Consider the following 17587-nt stretch of genomic DNA (forward strand, 5'->3'; position numbering starts at 1 on the left):
CGCATGGACCTGACCATCCTCTACCGTGGCCCGCTGGCGTCGTGCGACTACGACTGCCCGTACTGCCCCTTCGCCAAGCGCCGGGACACTCGCGCCCAACTGTCCGCGGACCGCGCCGCGCTGGAGCGGTTCGCCACCTGGGCGGCCGCACAGCGGGACGACCGGCTCTCCCTGTTGTTCACGCCGTGGGGCGAGGGCCTGGTGCGGTCCTGGTACCGGCGTACGCTCGCGGAACTGAGCCGGCTGCCGCACATCCGCCGAGTGGCGATACAGACCAACCTCAGCTGCCGTACGGACTGGCTGGACACCGCCGACCCGGACACCCTCGCCCTGTGGTGCACCTTCCACCCCGGGCAGACGCCGTACGACCGTTTCCTGGCCAAGTGTCATGACCTGGCCGGGCGCGGTGTCCGCCACAGCGTCGGTGTCGTCGGCCTTCCCGAGCATCTGGAGCACGCGCGCCGCCTGCGTGCCGACCTCCCCGCCCATGTGTACCTGTGGGTCAACGCCGCCGAGGGGCACGCGTACACCGACGCCGAGGCCGACCGGTGGACCGCCCTCGACCCGTTCTTCCCGTACAGCCGCCACCCGCACCGCAGCGCGGGCCTGCCCTGCCGTACCGGAGAGTCCGTGATTTCGGTGGACGGCGAGGGCACGGTGCGCCGCTGCCACTTCGTCCGGTCGGAGCTGGGCAACCTGTACGACGGTTCCTATCGGCGGGCACTGCGTCCCCGCGTGTGCCCGCTGGCCGTCTGCGACTGCCACATCGGATATGTCCACCTGGAGACACTGCCCCTGTACGACGTCTTCGCGGGCGGGGTCCTGGAGCGGATTCCCGCCCAGTCCCGCCAAGGGACCAGCGAACTCGGCTAGTGCCCCGGCACTAGTGATGCCGGCCGCTCCCGCTCCCTCACGACCACTGCTCACCCGGGCGGTTGGTAGATCTGCTCCAGTCCCAGGGGCGCCGGTGGCGGCAGCGGCGGCCCGGCGTGGTCGGCGGTGTCGGCGCGGAAGGAGTGGAGAAGGTAGGCGACCAAACGGCGCGCAGCGGGGGCGGAGACCTCCGGGGAGCAGTCGGTAAGGCCGCCGACGGCCCGCAGCAGGAGCGGGATGTCGGTGATGTCGAAGTCGTCACGGAGCCGGCCGGCGTCTTTGGCCCGCTGGATCAGCCGGGCCAAGTTCCGTGCGGTTCGGGTCAGTTCGCGGGCGTAGTCGGGGTTGTCGGGGAACTGGGACAGGAACGCGGCCGTGAAACCGCGGTCCCGCGCCTGCATCGCGGAGACCTTCTGGATCACCGTGCAGAACCCGTGCCAGGGGTCGGGGTCCTCCAGGGCTTCGTCGAGCACCGTGGCACAGACGGCGATCTCTTCGGCGAAGGCTTGGGTGACGAGCGAGGCACGGGTGGGAAAGCGCCGGTAGAGGGTGGCGACCCCGACACCGGCCCGGCGGGCGATGGTGGTGACGGGTACGTCGATGCCGCGGGCGGCGAATGCCTCGCGTGCGGCCGCGAGGATGCGGTCGCGGTTGCGCCGGGCGTCGGAGCGCAGTTCGCGGGAGGGATCGTCCGGCGCCTTTCCCGACACCTCGACGGATGCCTTCTGAGAGGGCTGAACCGGCATGTTTCTCACTTTAGCGTAAGTGGAAGGTGTCATCCGGTTACGTGCTTAGCCTGGCCTCATGAACGACATGCGCGCTGCTCTCTACGACCGTTACGGCCCTCCGGAGGTTCTGTACGAGGGCAAGGTCCCGGTGCCCTCCCCGGGGCGGGACGAGGTCCTGGTCCGGATCCACGCCGCGGGCGTCAACGGGGGCGACCTGCACGGCAGGGCAGGACACGCCCGTCTGCTGACCGGCCGTCGTTTTCCCCAGCGAGTCGGGATCGACTTCGCCGGGGAGATCGCCTCGGCTGCGGATGCCCCCGTGACCGGGCTGCAGGAGGGCGACCGGGTGTGGGGACTCCTGCCGCGCTTCCGGTTCGGCAGCGCGGCCGAGTACGTGGCCGTCCGGCCGCGGCAGCTCTCCCGCGCTCCCGAGGGCGTATCCCTGGTGCAGGCCGCCGCCCTCCCGGTCACGGGGACGACCGCGCTCACCGCGCTGGTCGGCAAAGCGCGGTTGAAGCCGGGGGAACGTCTCCTGGTACGCGGTGCCGGCGGCGGCGTCGGCAACGTCGCCGTCCAGCTCGGCAAGGCGCTCGGCGCTCAGGTGACCGGGCTCGCCGGTCCCGCGAACCTGGCCTTCATCCGTGAGCTGGGCGCCGACGAGGCCCTCAGCTACACCACCACCCACCCCACCGGCATGGGCGACTTCGATGTCGTTCTCGACACGGTCGGCACACAACTCCCCGCCTACCGGCGGCTGCTGAGGCCGGGCGGGCGGATGGTGGCCATCTCCTTCGACCCCAGGAAGGCCCTCCCCTTCGTCTCCTACCTGCTCGCATCCACCGTCCATGGATCACGCCGGGTACGGTTCTTCAGCGGCGACCCGCGCAGCGACCTGCTCGACGATCTGACCCGGTACGTGGAGAGCGGTGCCGTGCGCCCCGTCGTGGACTCCGTTCATCCACTGTCCGGGATCGCGGACGCACACCGCGCTCTGGAGGCGGGCGGCGTACGCGGGAAGCACGTCATCCAGGTCCTGTGACGGAGCGTCAGCGGACACAGTCCGCTCGGCCGGGGTGACGCGGACATCCGGCTCGGGCAGCCTCACAGAGACATCCAGCAGTAGAGCTGTTCGCCGGCTTCGCGAGCCCGCCTGGCGAGCAGGATGAGCTCTTCGGCCAGCGGCTGGATCTCTTCGGCGGGCGTTCCGTGCAGTTCCTCTGCCTGCACCCACCTGGCAACGATGGCGGGCACTTCGGAGTCGCGCACTGCCGCCAGAATGTCCCGTGCCAGAGGATGGAGTTCTGATACCCAGGGCCCCGTTACCCACGGGTTGTCCTCGTCCTCAAGGTCGTCCGGGCCGGGGGCCGGGGAGGCCGGCCAGACGGTCGTCTCCTCCACCAGATCCACGCGCCAGGGAATCTGCTGGATGGCAGCGATCAACTGAGCCAGGATGACGGCCGGGTCCACGCGCTTGGCTTCGACTCCGTCGAAGACAGGACGTTCCGGGCCGACGAGTGGGGACCCGCCGTCCGTCTGCTCCAGCGCCCGCACCACCGATGCGGCATCCGCCGCGCGGAAGTAGTCGGTCAGAACACCCATCGTTTTGCTCCCAGCCTCCGGTTCGTCCAGGCAGTAGATCAGACACCACCCGAAGCACGGGCGCTGGGAGCAGTCCGCCGGCCCGAGGGACCCGTCTGGCCAGGGTCGGGGACCGGTTCGGGCAGCGACCTGGCGTGAGCGGCGCGGCCTCCTTGTCCTGCCGGGGCGCGGTACCGGACGTAGATTCGGACACATGGACGAGGTGCCCGAGCGCATCGATCCCTCGACGGACCGGGTTGCCGCCGCGATTCTGCTCGGCTGCTCACCGGATGAGATCGGCTACTGCCCGCGCTGCCAAGGGCTCACCCACCGGTACGGCCGGCATGCGCAAGTCCTCTGCCCTGCCTGCACCACTCGGAACTCAGCCGGGAAACCCGGGCTGCCCGGCCCTTGAGCTAGTGCCCCAACAGGCAACGTTCGCCCCGTCACGACGCCCGGCACGCTCCCCCATGCTCTCGGCTCCGCTTGAGCAGGGGGACCCCCACGACGCCGCTCCTCAACGGGCAAACGTTGCCTGCCGGGGTACTAGACGGCCTGTTCGTGTCTTTCGTGGGCTCGTCCGTGACGGCTGGCGCCGTGGATGAGATGGCCGAAGTGGAGCCCGCTGAGTGGTGCGGCGTGTGCGCGTTGGATGGCGAGGATGGCGGCGTCGTCGTCGAGAGTGCCGTGCGCGTGGGCGAGGAGGTCCTGCTGGACGTGGTGGACGAGTGCGGTGGGGCTGCTCTTCGCGCAGTGGGCGACCCGCTCTTCCAGCGGGTAGAAGGTGCGGCTTGTGTCGCGGGCCTCCACGACGCCGTCGGTGTAGAGGAGGAGGGTGTCTCCGGCCAGGAACGAGAAGGCGTGCACGGCGCGGGCGTCCGGCCCCAGCTCCCAGGTGCCCAGGGGCGGTGCGGTCTGCGGGCTTGCCACAGTCATCACCGTGCCGTGTCTGATCAGCAGGGGCGTGGGGTGCCCGCACACGGTCATGCGGGCGACGGGGCTGTGGTCGGGGATCTCCAGCAGCAGCGCTGTGATGAAGTGCTCCTGGGCCTCCTCGTCGGCTGCGGGGACCTGCGTGAGATAGCGGCGGACGCTGCGGTCCAGGGCGCCGGCCAGGACGTTCAGCGTGGCGTGCTGGTGGGCGGCCTCCTGGAACGCGCCCAGTAGCATGGCCGCCTCCCCGACGGCGGAGAGTCCTTTCCCCCTGACATCGCCGATGATCACGCGGGTTCGTGCGTCGGTGCGGGCCACCGCGTACAGGTCGCCTCCGATGTGGGCTTCCTTCTCCGCGGCCAGGTATGAGGAGGCGATGTGCAACGGACCCAGGCGCTCGGGCAGCGGACGCAGCAGGGCCCGTTGCGCGGCCTCGGACACCGACCGCACCTGGGCCAGTTCCTCCTTGTGACGCTCACGCACCCAGCACACCAGGACCGCGAAGACCGACAGGGCCGCGAGTCCGGTGAGCTGGGCGATGTGGTTCGAGGTGGCCACCCCGCCGCTCCGTGCGGCCAGGAAGGTCTGGGCGCCCAGTGCCAGCGCTCCGATCAGTCCGGTCAGCCGGGGGCCGGCGAACGACGTGGTGATGGCAGGGGCCGCGACGAGCAGCGGGCCGAGACTGACACCGTACGGAGACTGGACTTCGGCAAACGTGATCACCACGATCAGGGCAACGGGGATCGCCACCAGCGCATGGCTGGAATGCCGCTGCCACACACGGACGAGGTACTGCGCGACGTCCATAACTCCAATGTGCACGATCCACCGGGGAAATCTACTGATGGCCCCGGACCGGACGGCCTGAAGCGGCGGCACGGCGCCGCCACCGCTCACCGTGAGCGACGATGCCGACACATCGGACGGGCACACCGGACATCTACCGGGGTCATACGTGTGCGCACAGCCATGCGATCTGGTCCGAGATCCAGCGAATGCGGGCGGTGTCACCCGCGTGCCCCTGTTGATCGGCACGGGGGACGACCGTGACTCCCCCGAGCCGATTCACCTGCTTGCAGATCTCTTCCCAGTGCTGCGGCCCGGGGGTGCGGTCGGCGGTGGAGACGGCCGGAGAGTCGTTGCCCGGCGTAGCCGTCGCCGCCGAGGCGGAGCCTGCGGTGGCGAGGAATGCCGTCACCGCGACGGCCGCGGATGCGAGTGCGAGGGAGGTCCGGCGGGCGATGCTGCTGGTCATGGCGCTTCCTTCGTGCTGGTCCCCAGTCGGTGCCGGAGGCTGTCCGTGGGTACGGGGGGCGGCCCGGCCGGGTTACGGCGTGCAGACGTCTTTGAGTTCGTCGGCCGCGATCGCCTGAGTGCGTTCATCTGACGTTGTCGGTGATGGCGTCGGCGTCATTGAGACAGTTCAGCGACTCATCGGCGCTGTCGCAACCGGAGCCGAGTGGAGCGACGGGCGCGATGGCGTCCAGGACGGAGGCGACGGTGGCCGTGCGACCCCGGGCCGGGGCGTCGGTTCGCGCAGAACCGCGTGCCTACCGGTCACCGGGTGTGACGAGGCCCGACTCGTAGGCGAACACCACGGCCTGTGCCCGGTCACGGAGGGACAGTTTGGTGAGCAACCGTCCGACATGGGTCTTCACGGTCTGCTCGGCAAGCACCAGCTCCCGCGCGATCTCCGCGTTGGAAAGCCCCCGTGCCACCAACTCAAGCACCTCGGTCTCGCGCGGCGTGAGGTGCCCCAGGCGCTGATGCGGCGCCTTGCGCGGTGAGGGGCGCTGCAACGCGAAGTCCGCGATGAGCCGGCGTGTGACGGACGGCGCGAGCAGGGCATCGCCCGCCGCCACGATACGTACCGCGGAGATCAGATCCGCGGGCGGCGCGTCCTTGAGCAGAAAACCGCTCGCGCCCGCCCGCAGCGCCTCGTACACATAGTCGTCCACGTCGAAGGTGGTGAGCATCAGCACCTTGGGCCGGTGCGTGTCCTGCGCGCCAGGCCCGAGCAGCTGCCGGGCGGCCGCCAAGCCGTCCATCTCGGGCATCCGTACGTCCATCAGCACCACATCCGGCTGTACGCGGCGGCCGATCTCGACGCCCTGCCTGCCGTCGCCCGCCTCCCCGACCACGTCGATGTCGTGCTGCGCGGCGAGCAGGGCGGCGAAGCCCGCCCGCACCATGGCCTGGTCGTTTACGATGAGCACGCGGATCGTCATACGCCGGGAAAATCCTTGTCTGTGAGTTCGTCCAGAGGGAACCGTGCACGGACCTCGAAGCCGCCTGTCGTCGGGCCGACTTGGAGCGTGCCGCCGAGCAGCCGCACCCGCTCGCGCAGACCGACGAGTCCGTGCCCGGTGCCCGTGGTCTCCAGGGGCGCCGAGTGCAGCGGCGATACGTCGTTCACCACAGAGACCGTCAATTCGCCTGAGCCGTCCGGACCGACGTGGACGCGGGTGGCAGCCCCTGGCGCGTGCCGTACGACGTTTGCGAGGGCCTCCTGCACGATGCGGTAGACGGACAGCTCCACGGCTCTCGGGAATGCGTATCCGGCCCGGGTGACGCGCATCTCCAGCGGCACCCCCGCTCGTTCGGTCGCTTCCACGAGCTTCGGGATGTCGTCGAACCCGGGCTGCGGGACGAGATCGCCACCGTCCGTGCTTTCGTTGCGCAGCACTCCCAACAGGCGCCGCATCTCGGACAACGAGGAACGGGCGGTCGCCGCGATGCTCCCGAACTCCCCCTCCGCCGCTGCCGGGAGCCCCTGGATCCGGTAGGGGGCGCTGTCCGCCTGGACCGTGATCACCGACATGTGATGGGCGACCACGTCGTGCAACTCGCGCGCGATCCGGGCGCGTTCCTCCAGCAGCGTGCGACGGGCGCGCTCGGCCTCGCTGATGGTCTCCTGCTCGGCGAGCCGCCGCCGTGTCTCCTGCCGCTCCCGCAGCACTCCGCCGAACGCCAGCGCCACTCCGCTGAGCACGAACAAGAGGATATGAATGCCGTCGCTGCGCTGCTGCGACACCAGCTCGAAGACCAGTCCGGTGACGCCGGTGAGCAGCCAGACGGCGACCAGGGTCCGGCGGCGCTCACGCAGGCCGAGCGCGACCATCAGCGGCAGGTAGCCGACCACGCTCATGGGTGTCCACGGCCAGGAACGCTCCGCCATCGCGGGGAAAGGGACCGTGAGGAGCGTCAACGCGCCGACGGCATCGGCCGTGAAGACGATCTGCCACGCCCGCAGGGGGCGGCTCACGGCCAACAGCAACGGCGCTGTCTGCCCGATGGCCAGGGCACCGGCGACCGCTCCGTCGACGCCGTAGTCCTGGGACAACACCTGCACCGTGACCGGCAGCAGAATGACGGTGAGTACCATCGCCACCAGGTAAGGCGTCCTGCGCACGAAAGGGCGGTGGGCGTGGGAGAGCAGTGCGGTCGGGGGGTGCGAGGGGCGGGTGAGGTCGTGCACGACGGCGCGCAGCCAGTGGGCGAGGACGCCACGGCGACGCGCCTCGGGCGGCTCCGTGCGCGGCGGTGAGGCGTTCATGGCCCGATCAGCCTAGAAGCATGGCCCGGCCACCGGCGTCCTACCTGGGACCTGTATGCGAGGTCATACCTGGGTACCGCATCGCCACCGCGACCCTGCGGGGTGCCACCTGCCCGGCGGGCAGACCACGAACCACGAACCACGGACCACGCATCACAGCCCCACAGCCCCACAGCCCCACAGCCCCGCAGCCCCGCAGCCCCGCAGCCTGCGACGGAGCACTTCACCTCACGTCAACCCGAGTCACGTCGTGGAGTCCGGCACGTCCGTTGCCCGTGCGCCCCGGCCAAGGAGGGCGATCACCGGTCCGACGGCGAGCAGGGCCGCCAGGACCGCATAGCCGTAGGTCAGGGTGGCAAGGGTGGCGATGCCGGCCACGAGCAGGGGACCTCCGGCATCGCCGAGTTCGCGGCCGAGTTCGGCGGCGCCCATGGTCTGCCCCAGCCGCTCGGCGGGGGTGCCCGCCGCAAGCGCGGCGAAGCCCAGCGGGGTGATGAGGCCGGTACCCATGCCGATCAGCGCCGCGGCCGACAGCAGACCGGCCAGGCCCGGCAGCATGGCACACGCCGACCCGGCCGCGGTGATCAGCAGTCCGACCGCGATTCCGGTACGGGTGGTGAGGCGCCCCTCGTCCAGTGCGCGTCCGGCCCTCGGCTGGACCACCGCGGCACACGCGGCGAGCACGGACACCGCTGCCCCGGTGGCGACCGTGCCGAGGTGGGCGGCCCGGCCCGACACCGGCAGGAAGCCTACGCCGACCGACAGCGCCGCGGTGGCCGCGGCCAGCGCGGCGGTCGGGGCGAGGAAGGCCGGATCGGCAAGGCGGCGGCCCAGATCCAGCAACGTCTGCCGGGCCTTGGGAAGCGGCTGAACAACAGGGACGCCCACCGCGGCCCAGACCGCGACGGCCGCGCCCAGCACCGCCAGGACCGCGAACAGCAGCCGCAGGCCGCCGGCCCAGACCAACACCCCGCCCAGTAGCGGGCCGAGGGTGTAGCCGATCGACTTGTAGAAGCCGTAACTGCCGTACGCGCGACCGTGTTTGGCCGCCGGGTTGAGCCGCGCCACCAGCGCGGAGGCCGACGGGGAGAACGCGGAAGCCGCAGCGCCCTGGCCCAGACGGGCCGCCCACAGCCAGCCCGGGCTGTCCGCGAGGGCGTAGAGCGCGGACGCGGCCGCGAAGGCGATCAGACCGCCCAGCAGTACCGGTCGGGCGCCGATCCGGTCGGCCAGGGTGCCGAACACCGGCTTGAGCAGCACCTCGGCGCCGTCGTACAGGGCGAGCAGGCCGCCCAGCACGAGCAGGGAGGTGACCGCGTCCTCGGAGAATCCGCCGAGGTTGGCGGCGATGCCGTGCGCGCCGAAGGCAGTCGTGAAGCCCGCCGCATACAGCGGCCACATCTGACGGGCCGGGGCCGTCCGCACCGCCGCCGCCCGGGTCATCCGGCTTCTCCCGGCATCCCGTGCAGCGCGGCGATGACGCGTTCCGCGTAGTCCTCGCACGCGACGGTGCACTGCCTCAGACGTTCACCGGCCTCGGCGGCTTCCGGCGCGCCGAACACGTCCCGCGCCGTCAGGTCGCGGTGCCAGCGCCGTAGCCGCTCCAGTGACTGCTCCTCTTCCTCCAGCTCCGCCAGGGTGAACTTGGCGATGCGGATCTCCTTGGCGAGTTCGGCCTCGAACTTGCCGCAGTCGGCGAGGAACTCCGTCCAGTCCGCGGAGCGTGCGGCGGTGAACAGCGCCTGGAAGCGGGCGGCATCCTCGGGACTGCGCCCGGCCGCGGTCAGGGCCAGCGCCTGGCCGTCGGCCTGTTCGGTCAGTTCGATGGCCCGGGCGACACCGTCGGCGAAGACCGGCACGTCAGGCACGGCCCATACGCCCTGGCCCACCGACAGCGCACCGATCTTGCGCAGCTCCCGCCACACCGCCACCCGGTGTCGGGACGGCTCGGCAGGGACTCTCAGCACGAGGACAAGCCAGCGACCAGCGGAATCACCATCGACCACACCGGGAAATGTAGCAGGTGTTACATCCGGCAAGGTGCGGCGCGGTTCGAGTGGTGAGCACCACCCAGGTCGGTACCAAGGCTGCCGGATGGCCCCGCCCCGACCCGACGCATGGCGTCCGATGGAACCCGCAGGGCGCGGGCCTTCCCCAGGAAGGCCCGGATGCCGCGGGGCGCGGTCACAAAGGCTCTTCGCGCCACACTCCCCGATTCCGACCGACGCCGCCCGAACGGCCCGACCATGCCCGCCTGGCGTGACGGGGCTAAACCGATCCGCAGGCGCGGGGAACTACCGTCCGCCCGAATGACCGCCCACCCGAGAACAGGACATCGCCCATGAGCATCCTCAGCCCCTTGGCAGGCAAGCACGTGGTCGTCATCGGCGGCACCTCCGGCATCGGCCTCGCCATCGCCGAGCGCGCCCTGGCCGCCGGGGCCCGGGTCACCGCGGCCAGCCGCAACCCTGGGCGTACCGCGGGCACCGTGCCCGCCGACATCGCGACCGAGCAGGCCGACATCACCTCGGCGGCCTCGATCGAGTCGCTGCTCGAACGTGTCGGGGCCTTCGATCACCTGGTGATATCAGCGGGTACCACGGCCCTCGGCACCGTGCGGGAACTCGACTCCGGCGCCGCACGGGCGTTCATGGACACCAAGTTCTGGGGCGCCTACGAGGGCGTGCGGGCCGCGGCCGACCGTATCGCGAAGGACGGCTCGATCGTCCTGATCGGGGGTATCGCAAGCCGCAAGCACGGCCCCGGGCGCCCGACGATGGCCGCGATCAACGCCGCCCTGGAGGCGTTCGGCAAGGCCAACGCCGTCGACCTGGCACCGATACGGGTCAATGTCATCGCCCCCGGTCTGGTCGAGACTCCCGCCTTCGTGGATGTGCCGGAGGATGTGCGGCGGCGCTTGATGGACCAGTACGTGGCGAGCGTGCCCGTCGCACGCGTCGGCCTGCCCGAGGACATCGCCTCGGCGGCGGTGTTCCTGATGACCAACGGCTATGCCACCGGATCAGTGGTCGACGTCGACGGCGGCGTACAGCTCACCTGATCGGCGTGGTCGCCGTCGGCCGGATTCCTGCCGCGGTCAGTCGTCCGGTCTCGTGCCGTGGCGGCAGCGCCCGGACCGGGGTGCAGCCGAAGGAATCCGGGCCGACGGCAGCGAACACTGCCGGGTGGCGGTGCGTCAGGGGAGGCTCGCGGCCGGTTCCCCGGTGTTCTGGGGGGCGTTCTCGCGGCATGGGAGCAGCAGCGGGGTGGCCAGGAGGAGGACTCCGGCGGCTGCGATCGCGATGCGCGGGCTGCTGAGGGCGGCCAGCAGCCCCCATAGGGCGGTCAGGGCCGCGATGGCAGCGCTGGTGCTGACCGACCACGCGGACAGCGTGCGGGCGACCCGGTCCGCCGGTGTGTGGTCGAGCCGGTAGGTGGACAGCACCGGGTTGAACAGACCACAGCAGGTCACCAACCCGAATTCGATGACGATGATGAGTACGAGCCCGGGAACACCGGGCCGGACGAACGCCAACCCGACGGACCAGCACGCACGCAGCACCCCGGCCGTGAGCAGCACCTTGCGCTGCCCGAACCGTGCCACGAGGCGGCGTGCCAGCCGGGAGCCGATGAGGCCGCCGACGCAAGGAACCGCGAACGCGAGACCGTACTGCCAGGGAGCGAACCCGAGCCGGCCCAGCAGAAGTACGGCGAGCAGCGGCTCCGACGCCATGATCAGCCCGTTGACCGTCATCGTGTTGAAGAACAGCGGGCGCAGCCCGGGGTGGGTGAGGATGTGGCGCCAGCCTTCGAGCAGATCGCCTGCCCGCAGCCGCGGTGCACCGGTGCGCACGGGGCAGGGTTCCTTCCCGCCGATCGCGCGGATGCCCAGCGCCGACAGCAGATGGCTGACCCCGTCGGCCAGCATGGTCGTCACCGGGCCGAACAGCCCGATCGCGGCGCCGCCGAGCGGTGGTCCGACCATGGTGGCGCTCCATGTCGTGGACTCGAACCGGCCGTTGGCGACGAGCAGGTCCTCCGGCGGCAGCAGCGCCTTCAGAAACGCACCGCTGGCCGCGTTGAAGGCGATATTGGCCGCGGCCACGACGACGGAGACGACAAGGAGTTGGGCGAAGCTGAGCCGGCCGAGCGCGAACGCGGCCGGGACGCTCATCAACGCCGCGCACCGGGTCAGGTCCATCGCTATCATGACGGGTCGTTTGCGGTGGAACTCCACCCACGGCCCCAGCGGCACCGCGACCATGGCGCCCACCGCCCGGCCCGCGGCAGACAGCGCCGCCACCTGGGTCGGCCCGGAGTGCAGCACGAGAACCGCGATCAGGGGAAACGCGCCGAACCCGAGCCCCGAGCCGTACGAGCTGACCGCATACGCCGCCCACAACCACCGGAACCGCCGCCCCAGCGCCCGCCCGGCATACCCACACGCACCTCTCTCCGACCCGAACACCACCCGCTGACCATCGGCATCCAAGCGGGGACCAGGTCGTCCGATCAAACAACCGACCGCCCGGGAAGGCACAACTCTTCGTTGTGTCGCCCTCCGCCGAGTTCAAGGCCGCCCGCGTACGCCAAGAGCACCGACAGGTCAGTGGGGTCCGTTGGGGGCGTCCCCCGTGCGGTGCCCGTGCTGTGCATGGTCGGCGTCGCCGGGGCCCGTTTCGGGTGAGCCGCCCATCATGCGGAGCATGGTCGGCCCGCCGGTCCGCGAGAACCGCACCAGCAGCACGGCGGCCAGCACGAGGAAGACGATGTTGAGCCACGTGGTGTAGTTCCATCTGACGCCTTCCATGGGGACCTTCGCGGCCGCCTGGTCCGGGATCAGGCCGAGGCCGCCGAAGGCGAACTCCACGACATATCCGGCGATGACCATCGCGAGGTAGAAGGTGCCGAGGAGGAAGGCGGCCGTCCTGGCGCCGTAGTACTTCCGGTAGATGTTGAGGATCGGCAGGATCAGCAGGTCGGCGAAGATGAACGCCACCACGCCGCCGAAGCTGATCCCTCCCGTCCACAGCACCACCGCCAGCGGCACATTGCCGATGGAGCACACGAATGAGGCGATCGCCACCAGCGGGCCGACCACGGGTCCCCACAGCTTGGCGGCGAGCGGGTGCCCTTCGAAGAAGAAGGCGCGCCAGAACGAGTCCGGGACCCAGGCGGCGATGGCGCCGGCGATGAGCAGGCCGGCGACCAGGTCGCGCAGGATCGCCGCCCATTCCATGACGAACACGTGACTGGTGGCGGTGAAGCCCTCGCGGGAGAACAGCCGGCGGGTGAAGGAGCCCGCACGCCGGACGGACATGTCCATCGCGGCGTGGCCCTCCATCGACCCGGCAAGCCCCCGTTCCGCCTGTCGGCGGGCCCGGCGCAGCAACTCGTCACGCAGGAACAGCCGGAACAGTACCGCCAGCAGGATGATCATGATGGGGCCGCCGACGAATTCGGCGACGGTGAACTGCCAGCCCATCAGCAACGCCAGGATGACGCCGAGTTCCACGACGAGGTTGGTGGAGGCGATCTCGAAGGCCATCGCGGCGGTGAAGTTCGCGCCCCTGCGGAACAGGGCACGGGCCAGCGCCACCGCGGCATAGGAGCAGGACGAGGACGCCACACCCAGGCCCGCGGAGACGGCGAGGGTACGGGGCCGGTCGTCACCGAGCAGGGAGACGACGGTGGACTTGCGGACCACGGCCTGAACGACGGCGGACAGGGCGAAGCCCAGGATCAGCGCCCAGGTGATCTCCCAGGTCATGGACCCGGCGATGGACAGCGCGTGCAGTACGGCGTGCATGCGTGAAGCCTCCCCTCCGAGGCGGGCGCAGGGCCTGCGGACACGCCCTGCCGTCGCATGCCGATCAGCCTGTCGGAGCGGAGCGAAGGAATCGCCCGGCCGCCCCTCAGCCACTCCAGAAACAGCCTCCACAGGGCCTTAGAGCCCCGAACAGAATGGGCGCCCGGCGCGCGACGCCTGGCACGCACGGCTGATCGGACTCCCATTCTGTTCGGAGCTCTTACTCGATGAGATTTCGATTACCGCCGATATATTCGAGCAAGCACCGGTCGCCCTTTCCGGTACCTTTCCGGATTCCTTCAGCCTTATGTCGCCTCGCGGGTATCGGGGGCCGCAATGCCCAACTTCTTCTTGTAGGAACCGAGCGAGCGTCCGCACCCGAGGGTGTACAACAGGAAGGTCCAGGGAAAATGTCAACCTTTTCCTCCGGCGAATTGGCCGCAGAAGTATTTGGTCAATTATTTACCGTGCTGCTCAAGGACGAGGAATTCGTCACGCGGGCCCGGCGGGAGCAGCTGACCGTCCGTCTCGTCCACACGAAGCCGGACTGCCGACTGTATGTGTCGCCGGACGAGGTCATCGTCGGCGAGGGTGGCCCGCAGACGGCGGCGATCACTCTCAAGATGTCCTGCGACACGGCTCATGCGCTGTGGATGGGACGGCTCATGGTGCCCGTCGCCATCGCCACGGGCCGGCTCAGGATCCGCGGCAAGGTCGCCAAGGTGCTGGAACTGGTGCCGATGCTGCGACCCGCCTTCGACCGCTACCCCGACATCGCCGCCGGCTTCGGCGTCGATGCCTGACTCTCCGCGGAGCGCCGGGCCCCGGGGAAACAACCTGTGAGGAGTGTCGTACCCCGTGAACACCGCTTTGTCCGAATCCATGGCGGGACTGAACTTCACCGTACTGCCGCCCGAAGTCCAGCAGTTCAAGGATGCCGCGAAGAACTTCGCCCAGCACGACGTCCGTCCACGCGTCCAGGAACTGGACCAGGCACCGGCAGACCACTTCGACCTGGATCTCGTCGGGCGCGGCCATCGGATCGGCCTCACCCGCGCGGCCGTACCACGGGAATACGGTGGCCTGGGCGTCGGAATGCTGGGGGTGGCCACCGCGTTGGAGGAGGTGGCCGCCGTCTGCCCGGGGACAGCGCTGATCTTCGGGGCCACCCTGCTGGGCCAGGCGCCGATCCTGTTGTCCGGCGATCCCCGGCTGCAAGCCCGTTTCCTGCCCCTGTTCTCCGGTGACGAGCCGGTACTCGCATGCAACGCGGTCACCGAGGAGGACGCGGGCTGCGACCTGATCATCCCCGCCCAGGCGCGGCACGCGCGGAATGTCACCACCGCCCGCCGGGACGGCGACCACTATGTGCTGACGGGACGGAAGCGGTTCATCACGAACGCCAAGGTCGCCGCGTTCGCGTCCGTCTTCGCGAACATGCAGGGCAGTGTGGGCGCCACCGGGCTGACCTCCTTCATCGTCCCCCTGGACCTGCCCGGCGTGGTGCGAGGTCCCGTGGCCGACAAGATGGGGTATCGCGCCTGCCTGGGCGGCGAGTTGGAGTTCCACGAGGTCCGGGTGCCCGCCGAGTACATGATCGGTGGTGAGGGCGAGGGCATGGCCATCAACATGGCGCAGAGCAATATGGCCCGTGCCGCGGTGGCCGGCATCTCCACGGGGGTGGCCCGCGCCGCGCTGGAGCGGGCCACGTCCTGGTGCGGCGAACGGGTACAAGGCGGGCTGCACTTGCGGCACCAGCAGTTCACGGCGGCGAAGCTCGCCGACATGGCCGCGAAGGTCGACGCCGCTCGGTTGCTGTACCTGCGGGCGGCGGACAAGGTGGACAACGAGTTGCCACCGCCGGTCTACGAACCCGCGGTGGCCAAGTTGTTCGCGGACCGAGCGGCCATCGACGTCGCCGACGCGGCCCTCTCGCTCATCGGCGCGCGCGGCTATCTGCGGTCCTACGGCGTGGAGAAGATGATGCGCGACGCCTTGGGCACACGTATCTACGAGGGCACTCCCGAGGTCCTGGCACTCGCCGTCACCGACCACCTCTATGCCGAGGAGGGCGAGTGGTGAGCACCGATCTGCCGACCGTCCCCGAGGACTTGCTCCGGCAACCGGCGACGCCGGACTCCGGCGGCCGGCCGGAGCGCCTGGCCCGGCGGTATGCCAGGGACATCATCAAGCTCCACGAGCGGCTCAGCTACCGGCAGTTGCCCGCCGAACTCACGGGGGAACCGCTGTCCCTGATCGATGATCCGATCAGCGGGCTGATCACCGTCACGGGCCGCGACAGCCTCTTTCCTCCCCGGTATCTCAAGGCCATTCTGGGGTTCCGTCTCGCGCAGTATCTCCGGCTTCGCTGGATCTCCGCCGATATCGTCCACCGGATCGCCGCGTTCCACGAACCGCTGCCCCGCCCGAGCGGCGTGGAGAACGTGCACACTGTCACCCTCTGCCGGCACACCGGAAGGATCCGGGGATACGTGGGAATGGCGGGCTCCGCGGATGCGGAGAGCCTCCCTCTCGACTCGCCGCGCCGTGTTCCGTTCCCGACGGAGGCGGCACACGGTGTCGATCTGCTCGGTCAGTACGCCGCAGCCGGCGTGGGCACCCATCACGCCTTCGAGTTCAAACGTTTCCTGCGCGATCAGACCATGCCACGCGGGGAGCAGCACGACCGTGTTCCCTGGCATCTCATCCTGGGCATGGGCGAGGCGTTGATCGCGCTGGGCGACGCCGTGCGCATCGTACTCGGCGACGCCAAGGAGCATGTGGCCCTGCGCCATCTGCGCCTCGTCGGCTTCGACCTGCACATCGTCGACGACTCGTCACCATGCCTGTCCGCAGCCGATCCCATGGCGCCGATCTACCGGCAGGCGGTGGTGGCCAAGCCATTCGCGGCCCCGGTCCCGAAGAACATCACATGGCAGCGAGACATCGTTCGCTCCCATCTCGAAGGGACGAGCGACCTCGCCTCGTCCAAGGCCCTCATCACCGCCCTCGCCGGGCGGCGCAAGGACACCGGACGGCTTCAGGCCCGGCGCGCGAAGCAGGAGGACCACACGTGACGACCGACGGCGACAAGCAGACGCTTCGGGCAGCCGCGCGGCCCGGGACGGGCTCCGACTTCTACACCGAGTTCACCACGCGCAACACCGGAGTGGTGGCATCGTCCGATCAGGCGGCTCTCCGCGCGGCCACCATCCTGGTGGCCGGCTGCGGGTCGATCGGGGGCGCGGCGGTCGAGCCGCTGACCCGGCTCGGCGCACAGAACTTCGTCCTGGCGGACCCGGGAACGTACGAGCTGAACAATCTCAACCGGCAGTCGGCGGGCGTCATCGACATCGAGCGGAACAAGGCGTCGGTGGCCGGGGACCGGATCCGAAAGATCAACCCCCATGCCTCGGTGGAGGTGTTCACCGACGGAGTCACCCCGCACTCGGTACCCGCGCTGACCGCTTCGTGCCAGGTGATCATCGACGGGGTGGACGTCACCACGCGGGAGGGCTGGCAGGCCAAACACCTTCTGCACCGCCACGCCCTGCACAGGAGGCTTCCGCTCATCACCGGATGGGACATGGCCGGCACCCAGTACGTCCGCTGCTACGACTACCGGAAGGTGCGCGAAACGTTCGAGGGTGCCATCCGCGAGGAGGACGCCGCCCGGCTGGACATGTGGGAACTCCTGCGCCGTGCGGTCCCGCTGCGATACGTGCCCACCGACATGCTCACCGAGATCCGCGCCAACCACGCTCGGGACGACTACAGCTTTCCCCAAGTCGCCTACACGGCCATGGCGTTCGGCGTCATCAGCGCGCACATGGTGGTCCGGTTGCTCGCCGGGCACCGGGTGCGGAAACAGATCCGCCTCGACGTCCACCAGAAGGTCAGGCCGTTCGGTGAGCAGTGGCGCTCCCGCGCACGCCGGCCGATGGAACTGGGGGCGCTGCTGCCAGAGCTCCTCCGGATGATCCGGAATCCCGGCGATCGGACACCGCGGACCGCGAACGCCCGTGGACCGCGGACCGATCCCCCTTCCTGACCCCCCTGACCCCCCTGACCGCGGACCCGCCCAGGACGGCTCAAGGACGCATGCACCGA

The 17587-nt window shown here is 70.0% G+C and carries 17 protein-coding genes; 7 read left to right on the top strand and 10 right to left on the bottom strand.

What is annotated here, in order from left to right; genetic code table 11:
- Positions 1 to 3: 3 nt before the first annotated feature.
- Positions 4 to 873: an STM4011 family radical SAM protein gene (locus ACWEKM_RS10025; protein ID WP_451620671.1), complete on the top strand. Its 870-nt coding sequence runs from the start codon at positions 4 to 6 to the stop codon at positions 871 to 873.
- Positions 874 to 923: 50 nt separating this feature from the next.
- On the opposite strand, the gene ACWEKM_RS10030 is transcribed toward ACWEKM_RS10025, so the two are convergent.
- Positions 924 to 1619: a TetR/AcrR family transcriptional regulator gene (locus tag ACWEKM_RS10030; protein WP_451620672.1), complete on the bottom strand. Its 696-nt coding sequence runs from the start codon at positions 1617 to 1619 to the stop codon at positions 924 to 926.
- A gap of 58 nt (positions 1620 to 1677) precedes the next feature.
- Between ACWEKM_RS10030 and ACWEKM_RS10035 the strand changes: the two genes are divergently transcribed.
- Positions 1678 to 2640 carry an NAD(P)-dependent alcohol dehydrogenase gene (locus ACWEKM_RS10035; protein WP_451620673.1) on the top strand — a complete coding sequence of 321 codons (963 nt, stop codon included), beginning with the start codon at positions 1678 to 1680 and terminating at the stop codon, positions 2638 to 2640.
- Positions 2641 to 2702: 62 nt separating this feature from the next.
- Here ACWEKM_RS10035 and ACWEKM_RS10040 read toward each other — a convergent pair whose 3' ends face one another.
- The 7 genes from ACWEKM_RS10040 to ACWEKM_RS10070 form a co-directional block, all read right to left on the bottom strand.
- Positions 2703 to 3200, bottom strand: coding sequence for a hypothetical protein (locus ACWEKM_RS10040; protein ID WP_451620674.1), 498 nt, complete (start codon positions 3198 to 3200; stop codon positions 2703 to 2705).
- A gap of 525 nt (positions 3201 to 3725) precedes the next feature.
- Entirely contained in the window at positions 3726 to 4919 is a 1194-nt protein-coding gene (locus ACWEKM_RS10045) for a PP2C family protein-serine/threonine phosphatase (RefSeq protein WP_451620675.1), read from the bottom strand.
- 142 nt (positions 4920 to 5061) lie between these two features.
- Positions 5062 to 5367 carry a hypothetical protein gene (locus tag ACWEKM_RS10050; RefSeq protein WP_451620676.1) on the bottom strand — a complete coding sequence of 102 codons (306 nt, stop codon included), beginning with the start codon at positions 5365 to 5367 and terminating at the stop codon, positions 5062 to 5064.
- A 295-nt stretch (positions 5368 to 5662) separates the two neighbouring features.
- A complete protein-coding gene (locus tag ACWEKM_RS10055; protein WP_451620677.1) occupies positions 5663 to 6340 on the bottom strand; it encodes a response regulator in 678 nt (225 codons plus the stop codon).
- Complete coding sequence (locus ACWEKM_RS10060) at positions 6337 to 7668, bottom strand: sensor histidine kinase (RefSeq protein ID WP_451620678.1); 1332 nt, start codon at positions 7666 to 7668, stop codon at positions 6337 to 6339. The genes ACWEKM_RS10055 and ACWEKM_RS10060 overlap by 4 nt, the downstream gene beginning before the upstream one ends.
- A 243-nt stretch (positions 7669 to 7911) precedes the next feature.
- On the bottom strand, positions 7912 to 9069 hold the full coding sequence (locus ACWEKM_RS10065; protein ID WP_451620715.1) for an MFS transporter: 1158 nt from the start codon (positions 9067 to 9069) through the stop codon (positions 7912 to 7914).
- A gap of 38 nt (positions 9070 to 9107) precedes the next feature.
- On the bottom strand, positions 9108 to 9635 hold the full coding sequence (locus ACWEKM_RS10070) for a Chromate resistance protein ChrB (protein ID WP_451620679.1): 528 nt from the start codon (positions 9633 to 9635) through the stop codon (positions 9108 to 9110).
- Between the two features lie 374 nt (positions 9636 to 10009).
- Here ACWEKM_RS10070 and ACWEKM_RS10075 point away from each other — a divergent pair, with 374 nt between their 5' ends.
- Positions 10010 to 10729, top strand: coding sequence for an SDR family oxidoreductase (locus tag ACWEKM_RS10075; RefSeq protein ID WP_451620680.1), 720 nt, complete (start codon positions 10010 to 10012; stop codon positions 10727 to 10729).
- Between the two features lie 135 nt (positions 10730 to 10864).
- Here ACWEKM_RS10075 and ACWEKM_RS10080 read toward each other — a convergent pair whose 3' ends face one another.
- Both ACWEKM_RS10080 and ACWEKM_RS10085 read right to left on the bottom strand, forming a co-directional pair.
- Positions 10865 to 12070 (bottom strand): MFS transporter, encoded by a 1206-nt coding sequence (locus tag ACWEKM_RS10080; RefSeq protein ID WP_451620681.1) that lies wholly within the window; start codon positions 12068 to 12070, stop codon positions 10865 to 10867.
- A 204-nt stretch (positions 12071 to 12274) separates the two neighbouring features.
- On the bottom strand, positions 12275 to 13477 hold the full coding sequence (locus ACWEKM_RS10085) for a permease (RefSeq protein WP_451620682.1): 1203 nt from the start codon (positions 13475 to 13477) through the stop codon (positions 12275 to 12277).
- Positions 13478 to 13887: 410 nt separating this feature from the next.
- Here ACWEKM_RS10085 and ACWEKM_RS10090 point away from each other — a divergent pair, with 410 nt between their 5' ends.
- Genes ACWEKM_RS10090 through ACWEKM_RS10105 form a run of 4 tightly spaced genes read left to right on the top strand, consistent with a single transcriptional unit; the run spans position 13888 to position 17528 of the window.
- The gene (locus ACWEKM_RS10090) at positions 13888 to 14280 is read left to right on the top strand and encodes a hypothetical protein (RefSeq protein WP_451620683.1); all 393 of its coding nucleotides are present in this window, start codon (positions 13888 to 13890) and stop codon (positions 14278 to 14280) included.
- A gap of 55 nt (positions 14281 to 14335) precedes the next feature.
- Complete coding sequence (locus ACWEKM_RS10095; RefSeq protein ID WP_451620684.1) at positions 14336 to 15559, top strand: acyl-CoA dehydrogenase family protein; 1224 nt, start codon at positions 14336 to 14338, stop codon at positions 15557 to 15559.
- A complete protein-coding gene (locus tag ACWEKM_RS10100; RefSeq protein ID WP_451620685.1) occupies positions 15556 to 16554 on the top strand; it encodes a hypothetical protein in 999 nt (332 codons plus the stop codon). Before ACWEKM_RS10095 ends, ACWEKM_RS10100 begins: the two co-directional genes overlap by 4 nt.
- Positions 16551 to 17528 carry a HesA/MoeB/ThiF family protein gene (locus ACWEKM_RS10105; protein WP_451620686.1) on the top strand — a complete coding sequence of 326 codons (978 nt, stop codon included), beginning with the start codon at positions 16551 to 16553 and terminating at the stop codon, positions 17526 to 17528. The genes ACWEKM_RS10100 and ACWEKM_RS10105 overlap by 4 nt, the downstream gene beginning before the upstream one ends.
- The last annotated feature ends 59 nt before the right edge of the window (positions 17529 to 17587 follow it).

It is taken from the genome of Streptomyces sp. NPDC004752 (assembly GCF_053601275.1).